Origin of the sequence: Bacillus sp. BHET2 (assembly GCF_005938125.1) — a bacterium.
Lineage (GTDB): Bacteria > Bacillota > Bacilli > Bacillales > Bacillaceae_B > Rossellomorea.
This window is the reverse complement of record NZ_VCQN01000001.1, coordinates 213,184-227,608: the sequence shown is the minus strand read 5'-3', so window position 1 is coordinate 227,608 and position 14,425 is coordinate 213,184. Positions and strand designations below refer to the sequence as shown.

Annotated in this window: 16 protein-coding genes; 1 reads left to right on the top strand and 15 read right to left on the bottom strand. The window is 40.9% G+C overall.

Annotated elements, in window-relative coordinates:
• Positions 1–6: 6 nt before the first annotated feature.
• The 14 genes from FGG79_RS01165 to FGG79_RS01100 all read right to left on the bottom strand — a co-directional run bounded on the left by FGG79_RS01165 (position 7) and on the right by FGG79_RS01100 (position 12,595).
• Positions 7–483 carry a cell wall elongation regulator TseB-like domain-containing protein gene (locus tag FGG79_RS01165; protein WP_138775817.1) on the bottom strand — a complete coding sequence of 159 codons (477 nt, stop codon included), beginning with the start codon at positions 481–483 and terminating at the stop codon, positions 7–9.
• A 12-nt stretch (positions 484–495) separates the two neighbouring features.
• Positions 496–666 carry a YpmA family protein gene (locus FGG79_RS01160; protein ID WP_082051082.1) on the bottom strand — a complete coding sequence of 57 codons (171 nt, stop codon included), beginning with the start codon at positions 664–666 and terminating at the stop codon, positions 496–498.
• Between the two features lie 171 nt (positions 667–837).
• Positions 838–1,674: a hypothetical protein gene (locus FGG79_RS01155; RefSeq protein WP_138775815.1), complete on the bottom strand. Its 837-nt coding sequence runs from the start codon at positions 1,672–1,674 to the stop codon at positions 838–840.
• Between the two features lie 77 nt (positions 1,675–1,751).
• A complete protein-coding gene (gene dinG, locus FGG79_RS01150; RefSeq protein ID WP_138777508.1) occupies positions 1,752–4,553 on the bottom strand; it encodes an ATP-dependent DNA helicase DinG in 2,802 nt (933 codons plus the stop codon).
• 117 nt (positions 4,554–4,670) lie between these two features.
• Complete coding sequence (gene panD, locus FGG79_RS01145) at positions 4,671–5,054, bottom strand: aspartate 1-decarboxylase (RefSeq protein WP_138775813.1); 384 nt, start codon at positions 5,052–5,054, stop codon at positions 4,671–4,673.
• Positions 5,047–5,916 carry a pantoate--beta-alanine ligase gene (gene panC, locus FGG79_RS01140; RefSeq protein WP_138775811.1) on the bottom strand — a complete coding sequence of 290 codons (870 nt, stop codon included), beginning with the start codon at positions 5,914–5,916 and terminating at the stop codon, positions 5,047–5,049. The genes panD and panC overlap by 8 nt, the downstream gene beginning before the upstream one ends.
• Positions 5,913–6,752, bottom strand: coding sequence for a 3-methyl-2-oxobutanoate hydroxymethyltransferase (panB, locus tag FGG79_RS01135; protein ID WP_138775809.1), 840 nt, complete (start codon positions 6,750–6,752; stop codon positions 5,913–5,915). Before panB ends, panC begins: the two co-directional genes overlap by 4 nt.
• A 275-nt stretch (positions 6,753–7,027) precedes the next feature.
• On the bottom strand, positions 7,028–8,011 hold the full coding sequence (locus FGG79_RS01130) for a biotin--[acetyl-CoA-carboxylase] ligase (RefSeq protein ID WP_138775807.1): 984 nt from the start codon (positions 8,009–8,011) through the stop codon (positions 7,028–7,030).
• Positions 7,996–9,234 carry a CCA tRNA nucleotidyltransferase gene (locus FGG79_RS01125; RefSeq protein WP_240794170.1) on the bottom strand — a complete coding sequence of 413 codons (1,239 nt, stop codon included), beginning with the start codon at positions 9,232–9,234 and terminating at the stop codon, positions 7,996–7,998. The genes FGG79_RS01130 and FGG79_RS01125 overlap by 16 nt, the downstream gene beginning before the upstream one ends.
• Complete coding sequence (bshA, locus tag FGG79_RS01120) at positions 9,234–10,358, bottom strand: N-acetyl-alpha-D-glucosaminyl L-malate synthase BshA (protein ID WP_138775805.1); 1,125 nt, start codon at positions 10,356–10,358, stop codon at positions 9,234–9,236. The genes FGG79_RS01125 and bshA overlap by 1 nt, the downstream gene beginning before the upstream one ends.
• Before the next feature lie 4 nt (positions 10,359–10,362).
• Complete coding sequence (bshB1, locus tag FGG79_RS01115; protein WP_138775803.1) at positions 10,363–11,064, bottom strand: bacillithiol biosynthesis deacetylase BshB1; 702 nt, start codon at positions 11,062–11,064, stop codon at positions 10,363–10,365.
• 1 nt (position 11,065) lies between these two features.
• The gene (gene mgsA / locus FGG79_RS01110; protein WP_138775801.1) at positions 11,066–11,473 is read right to left on the bottom strand and encodes a methylglyoxal synthase; all 408 of its coding nucleotides are present in this window, start codon (positions 11,471–11,473) and stop codon (positions 11,066–11,068) included.
• Between the two features lie 11 nt (positions 11,474–11,484).
• Positions 11,485–12,255: a 4-hydroxy-tetrahydrodipicolinate reductase gene (gene dapB, locus FGG79_RS01105; protein WP_138775799.1), complete on the bottom strand. Its 771-nt coding sequence runs from the start codon at positions 12,253–12,255 to the stop codon at positions 11,485–11,487.
• A complete protein-coding gene (locus FGG79_RS01100; RefSeq protein WP_138775797.1) occupies positions 12,242–12,595 on the bottom strand; it encodes a nucleotide pyrophosphohydrolase in 354 nt (117 codons plus the stop codon). The genes dapB and FGG79_RS01100 overlap by 14 nt, the downstream gene beginning before the upstream one ends.
• Positions 12,596–12,756: 161 nt before the next feature.
• Between FGG79_RS01100 and FGG79_RS01095 the strand changes: the two genes are divergently transcribed.
• On the top strand, positions 12,757–13,626 hold the full coding sequence (locus FGG79_RS01095) for a YitT family protein (RefSeq protein WP_481747248.1): 870 nt from the start codon (positions 12,757–12,759) through the stop codon (positions 13,624–13,626).
• A gap of 61 nt (positions 13,627–13,687) precedes the next feature.
• Here FGG79_RS01095 and FGG79_RS01090 read toward each other — a convergent pair whose 3' ends face one another.
• A complete protein-coding gene (locus tag FGG79_RS01090; protein ID WP_138775793.1) occupies positions 13,688–14,368 on the bottom strand; it encodes a zinc metallopeptidase in 681 nt (226 codons plus the stop codon).
• Between the last annotated feature and the right edge of the window lie 57 nt (positions 14,369–14,425).

Sequence of the window (14,425 nt, the reverse complement as noted above, 5' to 3'; positions counted from 1 at the left end):
TCCTGATCATAAATTTTCAATTTTCCTCCACCATTCTCCAGTTGAAAACAACAGATAGAAATAATTTAAATTATCTTGGTTATCTAAGTAAGTAATTTCCCAGACAGGACCTACAGATTCATACCCCAAACGCAAAGATAACACTTCTTTCGGTTGTTTTTCATCTCTTAGTTTATTAAGTGCTTGATCTTTTGAAAGGCCATCTGCCCATTTTTTCTCAATTATTTTCCCATTTTTATTCGGTACCCACGCAACCATCTTTTCATTTTGCTCATTCTTGCCTGTCACAACGACATAGGACTTTGAGCCATTGTAGAAGCTAGTGTTTTGAACTTCCACGATAGTCGTTTCATTTTCAACTCGACTAAGAGCCTTCTCTGCCTGACGATCCAGGGGATTTCGAGACACCTGGTACAGTAGTATTGAGACTCCAGTGCCAATGACGAGGAACCCTAACGCGATAATCAATAGCCATTTTTTCATTTCAATCACTCTTTATGTACGATAAATTGTTAATACTGCTTGATTTTGATCTTCCGGATCTAATGCTAAACCAAACATATAATCATCTTTTTTCAAAGTTCTATTCAGTGTATCAACCACTTTATATAAGTTATCCGTATATTCAATACGAACGGTGGAAAGTATCTCAATTCGGCTTTCCATGTTGTTCCTCCTTTTATGATACTCATAGGGGCAATCAATTTCACCACAGAAAGAGTAAAAAACTATACACACATTATAACAACATTAAGAACCAATATGGTAGAGGTTATCATAAAAACTAAACGGAATCTACCATCACACAGGCTGAAGAAAGATCAGCCTGAATGTCATTTATCCTCTTTCATTAAACACTCCATCCTTATGATCAAATGTTAGGACTTCATAGTTTCTCTTATTAAATTTTACTGCAATCAAACCATGTTGACCAGTTAAATACAAATCGACCCATGCTTCGTTGATGGCTTCAAGCATTTCACCATTAAGGAGCCTTTCCTTAGAACGGTACAAGATAGCCGTCTGTGGATCAATATGCTCCAGCAGTTGATGAGACATACTTTCTGCTTTCGAATGAAGTGGAATTTTAACGATATTGACGGTTTGTAACGGCTTGGTCAATAATGCATCTTCTGCATGTATTGATTGTGAACTGAGCCAGAGGAAACGATGATGAAAGAAGGTGATGGAGAAGTCCATCCCCTCTCCTTTGTCACTGCCTTCATGCAGAACGTTCATGATCAATTCTTTCGAAAATGCATAAGTCTGGTCCTGTTGAACAGTATGGACGTGTTGGACAAGTTGTTTAGAAATAAATGGAGCGAGAGATTCCCCTACAATTATTTCATTCACACTGAATTTTTTCATCAGTTCAGAGATCATTTTCTCATGTACTTCACTTTTTTCAGTGATGACCATACCCTTTATGCTGTTAATATGAAGTTGATTCAAATAGTAGTAGAGCTGCTTTCGCTCCTCTAAAGGTCCTGTATTAATTAAATAATTTTCACCAGATGCCAAATGAAGCACCGCCACTTCTCCTTTTAGTACAGGAAGAAAACTAATCGCATATTCCTCTGTGGACACATGTAAATCCACTTGGGGCACCTTCATCCCATATGCAGCTGAATGGGCCAGGAGAAAAAGCAGCATGACCGTTAGAATGACTCTCATTTTTAATCCTCCAGTAATTTCATCTACTCTTTAGGTTGTGTCAAAGAGTAGATTTTATCACTGAAGGTAAAAGCGATTTAGAGCCAGTCTTCAATCCAAGAAACCAAATCAAACAAATCGCCTTCTTTTACTTCCATTGAAGGAATCGACTTTAAGAAAGCGTTCCCGTATCTTGTTGTCATGATTCTACGATCATACACAATGACGATTCCACGATCACTGCTCCTTCTGATCAGCCTGCCCACTCCTTGTTTAAAACGAATGATCGCTTCAGGTAAGGAGTGCGCGGAAAACGGGTTCTTCCCTTCAGCCTTTAGGATATCCGATTTGGCTTGATTGACAGGCTCGTCAGGTGGGGAAAATGGGAGCCTGACCATAGCAAGACAGGATAAATCTTCTCCCGGAATATCCACGCCTTCCCAAAAACTACTCGTACCAAAAAGAATCGCCTTATCGAATCGCTGAAAGTTTTTCGTTAAGCGGGTGCGACTTCCTGAGGTGATCCCTTGGGCCATTAAAACATATTCCTCTAATAAGCCACTTTCCTTCATGAGCTCATACGTTTTTCTTAACATATCGTAAGAAGTGAACAATATGAGCATTCTCCCTTTCGTCGCTTGAGCTACACCAATTAAATGGGAGCTGATTGCTTCAATATATTCATCGTTATGAACCTGTTGGATTTCAGGTACATCCGTTGGTACAAACAACCTAGAAACCTCTTTGTAGTCAAAGGGTGAGGTAAGTTGGAGCTGCTTGACCCCCATTCCACCAAGTCCTACTTCATTCATGAAATAATTAAAGGAACCACTGACTGTCAGAGTTGCAGATGTCAGTACCACACTTTTTTTCTTTGCGAAGATTTCGTCCTTGAGATTGCCGTCGACGGTAATGGGCTGTGCCTGTATAGAAAGACTGTTGGGTAATGATCGTGTATCTCCGTCAAGCCAGAGAACATGATTCTTCTTATCTCGAATAAAGACCGTCTGAAAATTCATTCTCAATTCTGACCAATCTACTAAAAAGCTGTAGAATTCTTCAACTAATGCCTTTTCTTTATCAAGGAGCTTGATATTCTTTTCCTTGATGGTATCAAGTACTTTTTGAAACTCATTTTCGACGTACTTCATGCCCGAAATAACCCGTTCCATAGACATGATGACCGGCTGCCAATAGCTACTTTTTTTCATTTCATCGGTAATCCTAAGCTGGATTTTTTGTATCCCGGTTCTCTTTTTAGCCTTTTTATAGAAGACACTGGTCAATACGTTCATGGCTTCTTCCAAATCCATATAGAACTGACCAATTCGAGCATCCATTTCAAATGAATGAGCTTTCATTTCCACTGAATGACTGGACAATAGCTGTTGGAGTCGATAAAACAATTGTTTTTGATCCAATATTCCTAACTGTGATGTACTAAATTTAATAGACAAATAATCCATCACGACGCCAAGATGCTGCCTTGCTGATTTTTCAAGGTGATGAGCCTCATCGATCACTAAATAGTCATAATTAGGGAGCATGCTGCTTTCTTTCACAATATCCATTAACAACATAGAATGATTTGTGATAATGATGTCTGCTTCTTGAGCCTTTTTCCTTGCAGAAAGGTAGAAATCTTTCCCGATCCAGGGATCTTTCGTATGGGTCAAATGCCATCCATCATGCTTTAGGCGATTCCAGAACAATTGTCCTCCTGAAGTGAGGTTAAGCTCATCCATATCACCGGACTCTGTTCGTGTCAGCCATACAAGAATTTGCATCTTTGTGAGGACCACATCGTATTGAGACTCTTTTTCCCTGAGGGATTGTTCAAACTTAAACAAATTTATGTAATGATTTTTCCCTTTTAACAGCACCGTTTTGAACGGGACAGGGCTAATTTTTTCCAATACCTTTATTTCTTTATGAAGCAATTGCTCTTGTAATTGAATTGTGTAAGTACTGATGACCACTTTTTCACGGGCACTCTTGGCAAACATGACTGACGGCCACAGATAGCCAAGTGACTTCCCGACTCCTGTTCCAGCTTCAATGACAACATGCTTGGATTCCTGAAAGGCTTGCCCAATTTCCTCCATCATCTCCATTTGCTGTTCTCTCTTTTCATAGAAAGGCACATGTTGTGATAGATGTTCTTCTATTTTGGATTCAACCATCATGAATTCATCAACGGGTTCAACGTCATTCAATGAGTGAGTCTTCTTTCTGAGGGCAATCCCACGATACACCTCTAACTCGTGTGAAAGGTCCTCAACATGTTTTTGTTTCTCACTCACAATATTGTCAAACAGCAAAGTGAGATCACTCTTCAGATGGTTTGAAAGATTGCAAAGCTTCTCTAGAGTGACCAAAGGAAGCTTTGATAATTCTTCGATAAAATAGAGAAGAATTTCAGCGGTAACATAAGCATCACTATCTGCTTGATGAGGCCTGACATGGCTTAAATCCAATGAATTGGATAGTTCAGTTAACTTAAAGCTATCCGCCGATGGCAATACCACTTTAGCTAATTCTACTGTATCAAAGGCCGGTCCTGTAAAATGGTTATAGCCTGCTTCTTCTAATTCTGCTTGAAGAAATGATAGATCAAATTGAACGTTATGGGCAACAAAAACACCATGATTCAATAATTCAAGTATTTTCGGTGCAATTTCATGAAAGGATGGAGCATCCTTGACCATTTCATCATTGATTCCAGTTAACTCCTCAATAAATGCAGGAATGGGTTTTCCAGGTGATACAAATGAGGTGAATTGCTCAATAATCTTTCCACCTTCTATAATAACCGCGGATAATTGAATGATTTTCTCTCCTTTTTTAGGAGAGTTTCCTGTTGTCTCTAAATCGACGACAACCAGTTTAAATGGGTACATTTTATTCACTGCCTTTATATGAATCCTACATCTTACTCTTATTATTTCTAAATAAGTGTACCATAAACAAAAAAGCAAGTCTTCTATTCCCAAATTAGAAGACTTGCCCATTATTATTTATAAGATCGTCGCTTCCGGTTCTGTTCCAATCATGTCGATGATGCGGTTGTTTCCTCCCATAATTGCCACTTTCGGGATATGGGCATGGACCATTTCCTCTGGGATCAGTTTATACGATATGATGATAACAATATCGCCTTTTTGCACGAGTCTTGCTGCCGCTCCGTTCAAACAGATGACTCCGCTTCCCCTTTCACCTGGTATGATATAGGTCTCCAGTCGGGCTCCATTGTTGTTGTTTACAATCTGAACCTTTTCATTCGCCATCATCCCGACTGAATCTAAAATATCCTGATCGATTGTAATGCTTCCCACATAATCGAGATTCGCTTCTGTTACAGTCGCTCTATGAATCTTACCACTCATCATCGTTCTAAACATTTGAATCCTCCTCTGTTTCTACACTGATGATACTATTATCTATTAATCTGGCTTGTTGAAATTGAACTGCCAGCGCTATGATGATTTCGCCTTCCAGAAGATCTAATTCCATAAGCTTCGGGTAGGAATACACTTCCACATAATCAATATTCCCTGAAGTATTCTCTTGAATATACGTAGTGATCAGAGAAATAATAGTTGAAGGTTTTCGTTCTCCTTCTTCAATCTTTTTCTTCACTTCTTCCAGACTCCGGTAGAGGGCTGGAGCCTCTTTTCTTTCCTTATCAGATAGATAGACATTTCTTGAACTTTTCGCTAATCCATCCCCTTCACGAACGGTGGAAACCCGTACGATGTCTACTGGAAAGAAATAATCACTTACAAGTCCCTCCACTACTGCCACTTGCTGGGCATCCTTCTGTCCGAAATAAGCTCTGTTTGGTTGGACGAGGTGAAACAATTTGGTCAAAACAGTGACGACGCCGTCAAAGTGACCTTCCCGCTTCCGTCCGCACATTACCTCAACTCGCTCTTTGACAGTCAGTGTAATTGACTGCTGTCCACTATACATTTCTTCAACTTCAGGAATAAAGAGAATATCCACTCCGGCACCATTTGCTAAGGCAGTATCTCGTTCCACATCACGTGGGTAGCGGTCAAAGTCTTCATCCGGTCCGAATTGAAGGGGATTCACAAAGATACTCATCACGACAATATCACTGTCGTTTCGAGCTTCTTTCACAAGGGTAAGGTGCCCTTCATGCAGGTAACCCATCGTAGGAACAAATCCAATTGATGCCCCCGTTTTTTTTACATGATCTATATTTTTTTGCAATTCGCCTATTCTTGTTATCACTTTCATTTGTTCAGCCCGCCATAAAGGGCATCAAGTTCTTCGTCCCGCATGGTAAAGGAGTGATCATCGTTTGGAAAGCTCTCACCTTTTACTTCTTCTATATAATTCTTTATGCTGTTATGCATGGCTTCTGATACATTACAGTACTGTTTTACAAACTTTGGTACACGATCAACACCATATGTTACAAGATCATGGAAGACAAGTACTTGACCATCGGTATCTCTACCTGCTCCGATGCCGATCGTCGGAATCGTCAGAGCTTCAGAAATTTCTTTGGCAATTTGCTTAGGTACACATTCGAGCACCAATGCAAAAGCGCCTGCCTTTTCACATTTTCGTGCATCATCAATCAATTTTTTGGCTGTTTCAGCAGTTTTCCCCTGAACTTTATATCCTCCAAGAACACCAACAGACTGAGGAGTTAACCCCAAATGAGCCATGACTGGTATTCCTGCACTTGTCAGGGACTGTATGCGGTCGATGACGTGTGCCCCTCCTTCAACCTTCACAGCGTGAGCTCCTCCCTGTTGAAGAATCTCAGCAGCTGTTTTAAGGGTGTCTTCTCTCGATAGATGGTAGGACATAAACGGCATATCTGTTACTATAAACGTGTCATTGGCCCCTCTTCTTACTGCTTTCGTATGATGAATCATATCTTCTACAGTGACCGGTACCGTCGAGTCATAACCTAATACAACCATCCCCAGGCTATCACCGACCAGAATGACGTCGATTCCCGCTTCCTGGGCTATTTTAGCACTAGGGAAATCGTATGCTGTCAGCATGGAAATCTTGTTTCTTTCACTTTTCATCTTGAGAAAATCTGTTGTTTGTTTCATAATATCCTCCTTCTTTTCAGTCAGAGGTGACGAAACGGAATGAAAGCACTTTCATATTAACGAAAAAAAACCTCCTGAAAAAATGACAGAAGGATCATAAGTGTTTAATATCATTGTTTCGACCCTCTGTCCCCGTCCAAAATGGATCAAGGCAGAAATTGTATTAATGGTGATTAGAATGTAAATAAGGTGCAGTTCCTAAGATACTGCCCAATGAAATTATACCATAAAAAAACGAGATGGAAGTACTAGTTTCGTATCCATCCCGTCCTTACTTATACATTCACTTCTATATCCGCCGAGTATATCTGATGAACAACTCCTGTAGCATCTTCTATCTTCAGTACTCCTTCTTCTGTGATGCCTAAAGCCCTTCCTTCAATTGTTCCATTGATGGTTCTTGCCCGGATCTTCTTCCCGATGCTAATGGCGTAACTTTCCCATAAAAGCTTGATCGGAGTAAATCCTTCTTTCATATAGAGCGAGTAAAGTGCTTCAATTCGCTCTAATACCTTCTGAACAACGAAGGACCTTGATAAGGGTTCACCTTGCTCAATGGAAAGTGATGTAGCAATCTCTTGAATTTCATCAGGGAAATGTTCCTTGGTTTGATTGACGTTCATACCGATTCCGATAATAATCGAATTGATTTTATCCGATTCAGCTTGAAGTTCCGTCAGGATCCCCGTCACTTTCTTACCATCGATGAGTATATCATTCGGCCATTTGATCTGTGGATGCAAGTCTGATGCTTCCTCAATCGCTTGCACGACTGCTACGGCTGTAATCAGTGTAAACTGCGGAGCCTTTTGAGGAGGAAGAAGCGGTTTTAAAATCAAGCTCATCCAAACTCCTGTCCCTTTCGATGAGTGCCACTCTCTCATCATTCTGCCTCTACCGGCTGTCTGTTCATCTGCAATGACCAACGTACCTTCAACAGCCCCATCACTTGCCAGCATATGAGCAATCTTTTGGGTGGTCTGAACAGACTCTTCGTAATGTATCACAGTACCCAGGGTTTTCGTCTGTAGTCCTAAACGAATATTACTTTCAGAAACGCCATCAGGAGTTTCAATTATCCGATACCCTTTTTTTCTTACGGCTTCAAGCACAAATCCTTCTTTGCGAAGCTCTTCGATATGCTTCCAAATGGCCGTTCTCGAACACCCGGCAATGTCAGCCAGGGCCTGTCCCGAAAGAAATTCTTGATCTGATTCGGATAGAGCTTGAAGAACTTTCTTTCTTATAGTCGATTGCATCTTTCCAGCCACCTCCTTATCTCATCTTTTTCGTTCGTGATTTTTTCGTTGATAACTGCCAATTCAATCTCCGACAACAATTCCTTCATCCACGGACCTCCCTTTTGGGTTGTCCAGTCCATTAAGTCGTTTCCGGTTACATCAAGCTCTTTCCTTGATGAGATGGCCAACATACGAAACTCTTCCTTCACATGTTCTTCGGAAGAATCTGCAATAGATTCAACACACTCATTTACTTTTTCGACATTCATAGCCGATTCTAAACCAGCTTGATAGAGTAAAGGCTTTGACCATCCAAATTTCCTTCTTTCTTTGAAGATTTCAAGCTCTTTACAACGTTCCTTGATCATTTTGCTAGGAAGTCTCCACCCTTTTAAAAATCGCTTTGGATTCACAGTCTCCATATATACCAATAAAAGTAACCATGTTTGTTCCTTATTTAACTTGCCTAATTGAGGAAGTTTTGCCACTTCCAACAGCGCTTCTTTTTGCTGATCTAAATAAGGGAGTTCCTTATAGAGGTTCGTCGTAACAAGAAGCTTCAACGCTTCATGTTTCCAATCACCTGACACTATTTTCTCGAACTCCATCGTCTTTCTTTCAACTGCAATATGGCCAAGGAGGCTCGAGTGCTCTGTTAAGGCAGCACATGTAGTCGAATCCAGCTTGAATCCTAATTGACTGACAAATCGGACTCCCCTCATCATGCGTAGGGCATCTTCAGTAAATCTTAAATTCGGTGAACCGACCGTTCGTATCAATCTATTATGTATATCCCCTTGACCATTGAAGGGATCATATACTTCCCCCTCCAGGTTCATGGCCATGCTATTCATGGTGAAATCCCGTCGAGTCAGGTCTCCATCCAGTGAACGGATAAATTCCACTTTATCAGGACGTCTGAAATCAGCATAGGCCGATTCAGTGCGGAAGGTAGTAATTTCATAACCCCTTCCTTCATGTAGTACAAGAATCGTCCCATGTTCAATTCCCACATCAACAGTTTTCGGGAAAATCTCTTTGATTTCTTGAGGAAAGGCAGATGTCGCAATGTCTACGTCATTGATCGGTCTCTTGAGAATGAAATCCCTCACAGACCCACCAACGAAATAGGCAAGGAAGCCTGCACTCTCGATCTTTTTTAAGATGGGAACAGCTTGTTGAAAATTTTCAGGCAACATTTTACCACCTGCTTTATTCAGAGCTTTATCCTCTGATTTCATTATTTTAATACCTCTTTATAAATTCGCTCATATTCTTCGACGATTTTACTGGAGTGGAATTTAGTACGAGCTGTATGAAGGGCATTTTCCGATAACTTCTTGTGAAGTTCCTCATCCTTTAGTAATTGAAGGGACCTGCGAGCGACTCCATTAATATTTCCAACCTCACAAATAAAGCCGTTATATCCATCCTCGATTACTTCAGGAATTCCCCCTACATTCGTTCCAATGCTTGGAACTCCGCAGGCCATCGCTTCAAGGGCCACTAGACCAAAGCTCTCTTTCTCTGAAAGAAGCAGCTTGATATCACTGATAGAATAGAGTTCCTCCAGATTATCCTGTTTGCCTAGGAATAAGACGCGATCTTCTAATCCCAGTTCTCTTACCTGTTTGCAAATCACCGTCATTTCTGGACCGTCCCCTACAAGGAGCAGTTTCGCCGGAATTTCACTTTGAATTAGATGAAAGGCAGCGACAACGTCTGTAACTCTTTTCACTCCACGGAAGTTTGATACATGAATGATGACCTTTTCATTTTCTTTGATTCCATATTCTGTTCTTAAGTGACGGGAATCGACTGCCTTATACACTCTCTCGTCAATAAAGTTATAAACCGTCTTTATTTCTTTATCCGGCTGAATCAAATCATATGTTTGCTTCACCAGAGCGGATGATACCGCTGTCACCATGTCTGATTTTTCTATTCCGAAACGGATCGCACCGGTTAAGGATGGGTCATAACCAAGGACGGTAATGTCTGTTCCATGTAAAGTAGTGACAATCTTTACATCTTTCCCAGACATTTGTTTACCCAGAATAGCACATACTGCATGAGGAATTGCATAATGAACATGGAGGATATCCAGGTTCTCACGTTCCGTTACTTCAGCCATTTTATTCGCTAACGCAAGGTCGTAAGGGGGATATTGAAATACTGAATATTGACTTACTTCCACTTGATGAAAATAAATATTATGATACATTTTGTTCAATCTAAATGGGATGCTGGACGTAATAAAGTGTATTTCATGTCCTTTTTCTGCTAATAACTTTCCAAGCTCTGTTGCTACGACACCGGAGCCACCGACAGTCGGGTAACAGGTTATTCCTATTTTTAATTTCATACCGTTACTCTCCTAACAAATCGTGATGCAATATAAGGGAATTATACGAGAAGAAACCTTCCGCATATCGCAATCCGGCTTCTTTCCCCACCATTCGCTCCCTTGCCTCTACTGATTCTACATATCCTTCTGTTAACGGAGTCGACACTCCGTCCGGGCCTTGGATAAATTGGCTACTATATGCCTCTAAACTTCTAAGCTTCGTTTTCATATATGGTTCAATATCAACTACAAATTGAGGTTTGTGAAATCCATTGATCATATAGAAGTAGAGATGGCCCGCTTTATGAGCAGGAATGCTTGATTTGTATTTTCGAATTCCTGCTGAAAAAAAGGCTTCTTTTATCAACCGGGAGGCATTTCCATGATCTGGGTGACGATCCTGTTCAAAGGGAGCGAATATCGCTTTCGGTTTATATTTTCTGATTACGTTTACCACTTTCTCAATGTTTTCTTCCGATATGTATATGCCACGATCAGGAACATCAAGGGTTTCACGCTTATACGCCCCTAGAAGGTAAGCTGCCTTCAAAGCTTCTTCTTTTCGTAGGGGAACGGTCCCATTTGAAGATAGCTCTGCCTCTGTAATATCGCAGATCACAATCTTCTTTCCTTCAGACGCATATTTCGCGAGGGTTCCTCCCATACCGATTTCGACATCGTCTGAATGAGCCCCGAATGCAAGAATATCTACTTGTTGCTCCACGCTACTCCTCCTTATCCTTTATGACACTTCTCCATTCGATATCCCCTCTTTCCAGTCCTCTCACAAGGACTTCAGCAGTGCCCATATTCGTTGCTAACGGAACAGCATACACATCACACAGCCTGATCAAAGCAGATACATCAGGTTCATGAGGTTGTGCGGTTAGAGGATCTCTGAAAAACAAAATTAGATCCATCTTGTTATTTGCAATATATGAACCTATTTCCTGGTCCCCACCTAATGGGCCGGAGCGGAATCGATGGACGGATAAACCCGTTTCTTCCCCGATTCTTTTTCCCGTTGTACCGGTGGCAAAGAGGGAGTGTTTCTCTATTATTGACTTGTATGCTAATACAAAGCGAATCAGATCATCTTTTTTCTTATCATGAGCTATCAGTGCAATATTCATAACACTCACCCTTAGTCTAAAATATTTTCCAATCCATACACCAATGTGTCGAGCTTCATGACCGTATCAACGGAAACCTTTACTCCTGACATGAAACTTCCCCGGTTAAAGGAATCATGGCGAATCGTCAATGTCTGTCCTTCCGCCCCTAACATCACCTGTTGATGTGCAATTAATCCCGGTAGTCGAACGCTATGGATATGCATCCCATCCACATTCGCTCCCCTGGCACCCGGATACGTTTCTTTCTCATCAGGGTGTCCCTGCTGCTTGGCTTCCCTTACTTCTCTTATCATTTCAGCCGTTTTAACAGCAGTTCCTGAAGGTGCATCCAATTTCTGATCATGATGTAATTCAATGATTTCTACATCATCAAAATATTTTGCCGCCATTTGAGAGAATTTCATCATCAATACAGCACCAATTGCAAAGTTCGGTGCAATAATACAACCTAACGATTTTGATTCGGCTAATTCTTTCAGTTCTGATAATTCTTCAGAAGAAAAACCTGTTGTTCCCACAACGGGTCTAACACCGTATTCGAGCGCGGTTTTCGTATGGTGATACCCTATTTCCGGAGTCGTTAAGTCAATCAACACATGTGGTGTTTGTTCCTGAAAGCACTCTTCGATATTAGCATAAACAGGAACATCTATGTCTATCTCCTTCTTGTGGTCGATTACACTAATAAGCTTAAAATACTCCGTATCCTTTACTAACTGAACGGCTTCTTTCCCCATTCTTCCCCTTGGTCCTGCTATGGTAACGTTAATTTCCTTCATCTTCATCCCTACCTTCTATTCTTGTCCAGCGATCTTTATCTCTTGTGTTAAATTTATGCATGACACGATTGTGAGCTTCTTCCAGGCTGATATCCAGGGAGTTTGCCAAACAGATGACGACAAAAAGTAAATCTCCCAGCTCCTCTTCAATCGTTTTTTCCTTTTCTGTAGTCTTTTTAGGCTTTTCTCCATAGTAATGATTCACTTCCCGCGCCAGTTCACCGAGTTCTTCAGAAAGTCTGGCCACCATAGCTAATGGACTGAAATATCCTTCTTTAAATTGACTTATGTATTGGTCTACTTCCTTTTGTAATTGATCCATTGTTTTATTATGATCCATTTAAGAAGCCTCACTCCTTCATTATCTCCTATCATGTTAGCTAAATCCTGACCGATTTACAAATATTACGTTTGTTTTGTAAACTCTTCATTGCCAGTTTGATTTTCTTCTTATATAATGTCTCTGTCAACGAGATAATACGATAAAGGAGGGAATCGCTGATGCTTGGATTACGATTTAAAAATATATTATTTATTTTATTAGGTTCGGCAATATTCGCATTTGGTCTTGTCCATTTTAATATGCAAAATAAACTGGCTGAAGGCGGGTTTACTGGAATCACACTTATTCTTTATTTCTTATTTGATATCGACCCGTCCTACTCCAACCTTGCCTTAAATATACCTTTATTCTTCTTAGGATGGAAGCTTCTAGGAAAGAAAGCCTTTTACTATACGATCATAGGAACTGTTGCTCTTTCCGTCTTTCTTTGGATTTTCCAAAGATTCCAAATGACCATCAACCTCGAAGGCGATTTATTTCTTGCAGCTTTATTTGCCGGGGTCTTCATTGGAATTGGACTTGGTATTATTTTCAGATATGGAGGAACGACAGGCGGCGTAGATATCATCGCAAGACTCGCCCATAAGTACATAGGATGGAGCATGGGAAAGACGATGTTCATGTTTGATGCCGTGGTCATCGGGGCATCTCTCATCGCTTACCTAGAGTACCGGGAAGCGATGTACACACTGGTAGCGGTATTTGTGGCGGCAAGGGTCATCGACTTCATGCAGGAGGGTGCTTATTCAGCCAGAGGTGCGATGATCATCTCGGAAAGTCATGAAGAAATTGCCAGTGTCATTAATGAGAAAATGGACCGTGGCGTAACCGTTTTGAGAGGACACGGTTCATTTACGAAACAAGAACGTGAAGTCCTATACTGTGTAGTAGGTAAAAATGAAATCGTCAGACTCAAAAATATCATCACAAGTGTCGATCCTCATGCATTCGTTTCCGTCACTGTCGTACACGATGTACTGGGAGAAGGATTTACATTGGATGCGGATAAAAATCCTTTACAAGACTAAATAGATAGTCAAAAAAGCAGCTGGACTCAAAGAATGAGTCCAGCTGCTTCTTTATATAGAGTTAATCGTCACCATTCATTCCGGTGAAAATCAATATAAGTCTTATTAATTCGATGACCGCTACAGCCGCTGCTGCAACATATGTCATTGCTGCGGCATTCAATACTTTCCGGGCATGCCGTTCTTCTTCATTGCGAATCAATCCAAGAGATACGATTTGATTCATAGCACGTGAAGAAGCATTAAACTCAACTGGCAGTGTGATTAATTGGAACACAACTCCCGCTGCCAACAAGATGATTCCAATCAAGAACATTCCTGTTAAGTGTGCAAACATACCGATCATCAAGAAAACCCAAGACATATTAGAACCGATGTTGGCTACAGGAACCAGGGCATGACGGAATCTCAAAAATGCATAGCTTTCAGCATCTTGAATCGCATGTCCAACCTCGTGGGCCGCTACAGCAGCACCAGCTACAGAATGTCCGTGATAGTTATCAGGAGACAGCGCGACTGTTTTAGTAACCGGGTTGTAATGGTCACTCAGAAATCCTCTGCCTTCCACTACTTTCACGTTGGACAAACCGTTTTCATCCAATATTCTTCTTGCCATTTCCCTTCCAGTCATCCCAGATGTGGTGGCTACCTTGGAATATTTCTTAAAGGTACTCTTTACGCGCATTTGAGCTCCAATTGGAATCAAAGCAATGAGTAAAAAGTAAATCAAAAATCCTGCCATTATCGCAATAACCTCCAGATGTTTAGATACCTAAATTTTATAGTGACAAAAGCTCGC

Excerpts from the sequence above, each read along its gene's own strand:
- bshA (WP_138775805.1), bottom strand. The coding sequence starts at position 10,358 with ATGAAATTAAAAATAGGAATAACCTGTTACCCGACTGTCGGTGGCTCC.
- FGG79_RS01160 (WP_082051082.1), bottom strand. The coding sequence starts at position 666 with ATGGAAAGCCGAATTGAGATACTTTCCACCGTTCGTATTGAATATACG.
- FGG79_RS01165 (WP_138775817.1), bottom strand. The coding sequence starts at position 483 with ATGAAAAAATGGCTATTGATTATCGCGTTAGGGTTCCTCGTCATTGGC.
- mgsA (WP_138775801.1), bottom strand. The coding sequence starts at position 11,473 with ATGAATATTGCACTGATAGCTCATGATAAGAAAAAAGATGATCTGATT.
- FGG79_RS01155 (WP_138775815.1), bottom strand. The coding sequence starts at position 1,674 with ATGAGAGTCATTCTAACGGTCATGCTGCTTTTTCTCCTGGCCCATTCA.
- panB (WP_138775809.1), bottom strand. The coding sequence starts at position 6,752 with ATGAAACAAACAACAGATTTTCTCAAGATGAAAAGTGAAAGAAACAAG.
- FGG79_RS01095 (WP_481747248.1), top strand. The coding sequence starts at position 12,757 with ATGCTTGGATTACGATTTAAAAATATATTATTTATTTTATTAGGTTCG.
- FGG79_RS01090 (WP_138775793.1), bottom strand. The coding sequence starts at position 14,368 with ATGGCAGGATTTTTGATTTACTTTTTACTCATTGCTTTGATTCCAATT.
- dinG (WP_138777508.1), bottom strand. The coding sequence starts at position 4,553 with ATGTACCCATTTAAACTGGTTGTCGTCGATTTAGAGACAACAGGAAAC.
- dapB (WP_138775799.1), bottom strand. The coding sequence starts at position 12,255 with ATGAAGGAAATTAACGTTACCATAGCAGGACCAAGGGGAAGAATGGGG.
- panC (WP_138775811.1), bottom strand. The coding sequence starts at position 5,916 with ATGAAAGTGATAACAAGAATAGGCGAATTGCAAAAAAATATAGATCAT.
- FGG79_RS01125 (WP_240794170.1), bottom strand. The coding sequence starts at position 9,234 with ATGAAATCAGAGGATAAAGCTCTGAATAAAGCAGGTGGTAAAATGTTG.
- FGG79_RS01100 (WP_138775797.1), bottom strand. The coding sequence starts at position 12,595 with ATGGATCATAATAAAACAATGGATCAATTACAAAAGGAAGTAGACCAA.
- panD (WP_138775813.1), bottom strand. The coding sequence starts at position 5,054 with ATGTTTAGAACGATGATGAGTGGTAAGATTCATAGAGCGACTGTAACA.
- FGG79_RS01130 (WP_138775807.1), bottom strand. The coding sequence starts at position 8,011 with ATGCAATCGACTATAAGAAAGAAAGTTCTTCAAGCTCTATCCGAATCA.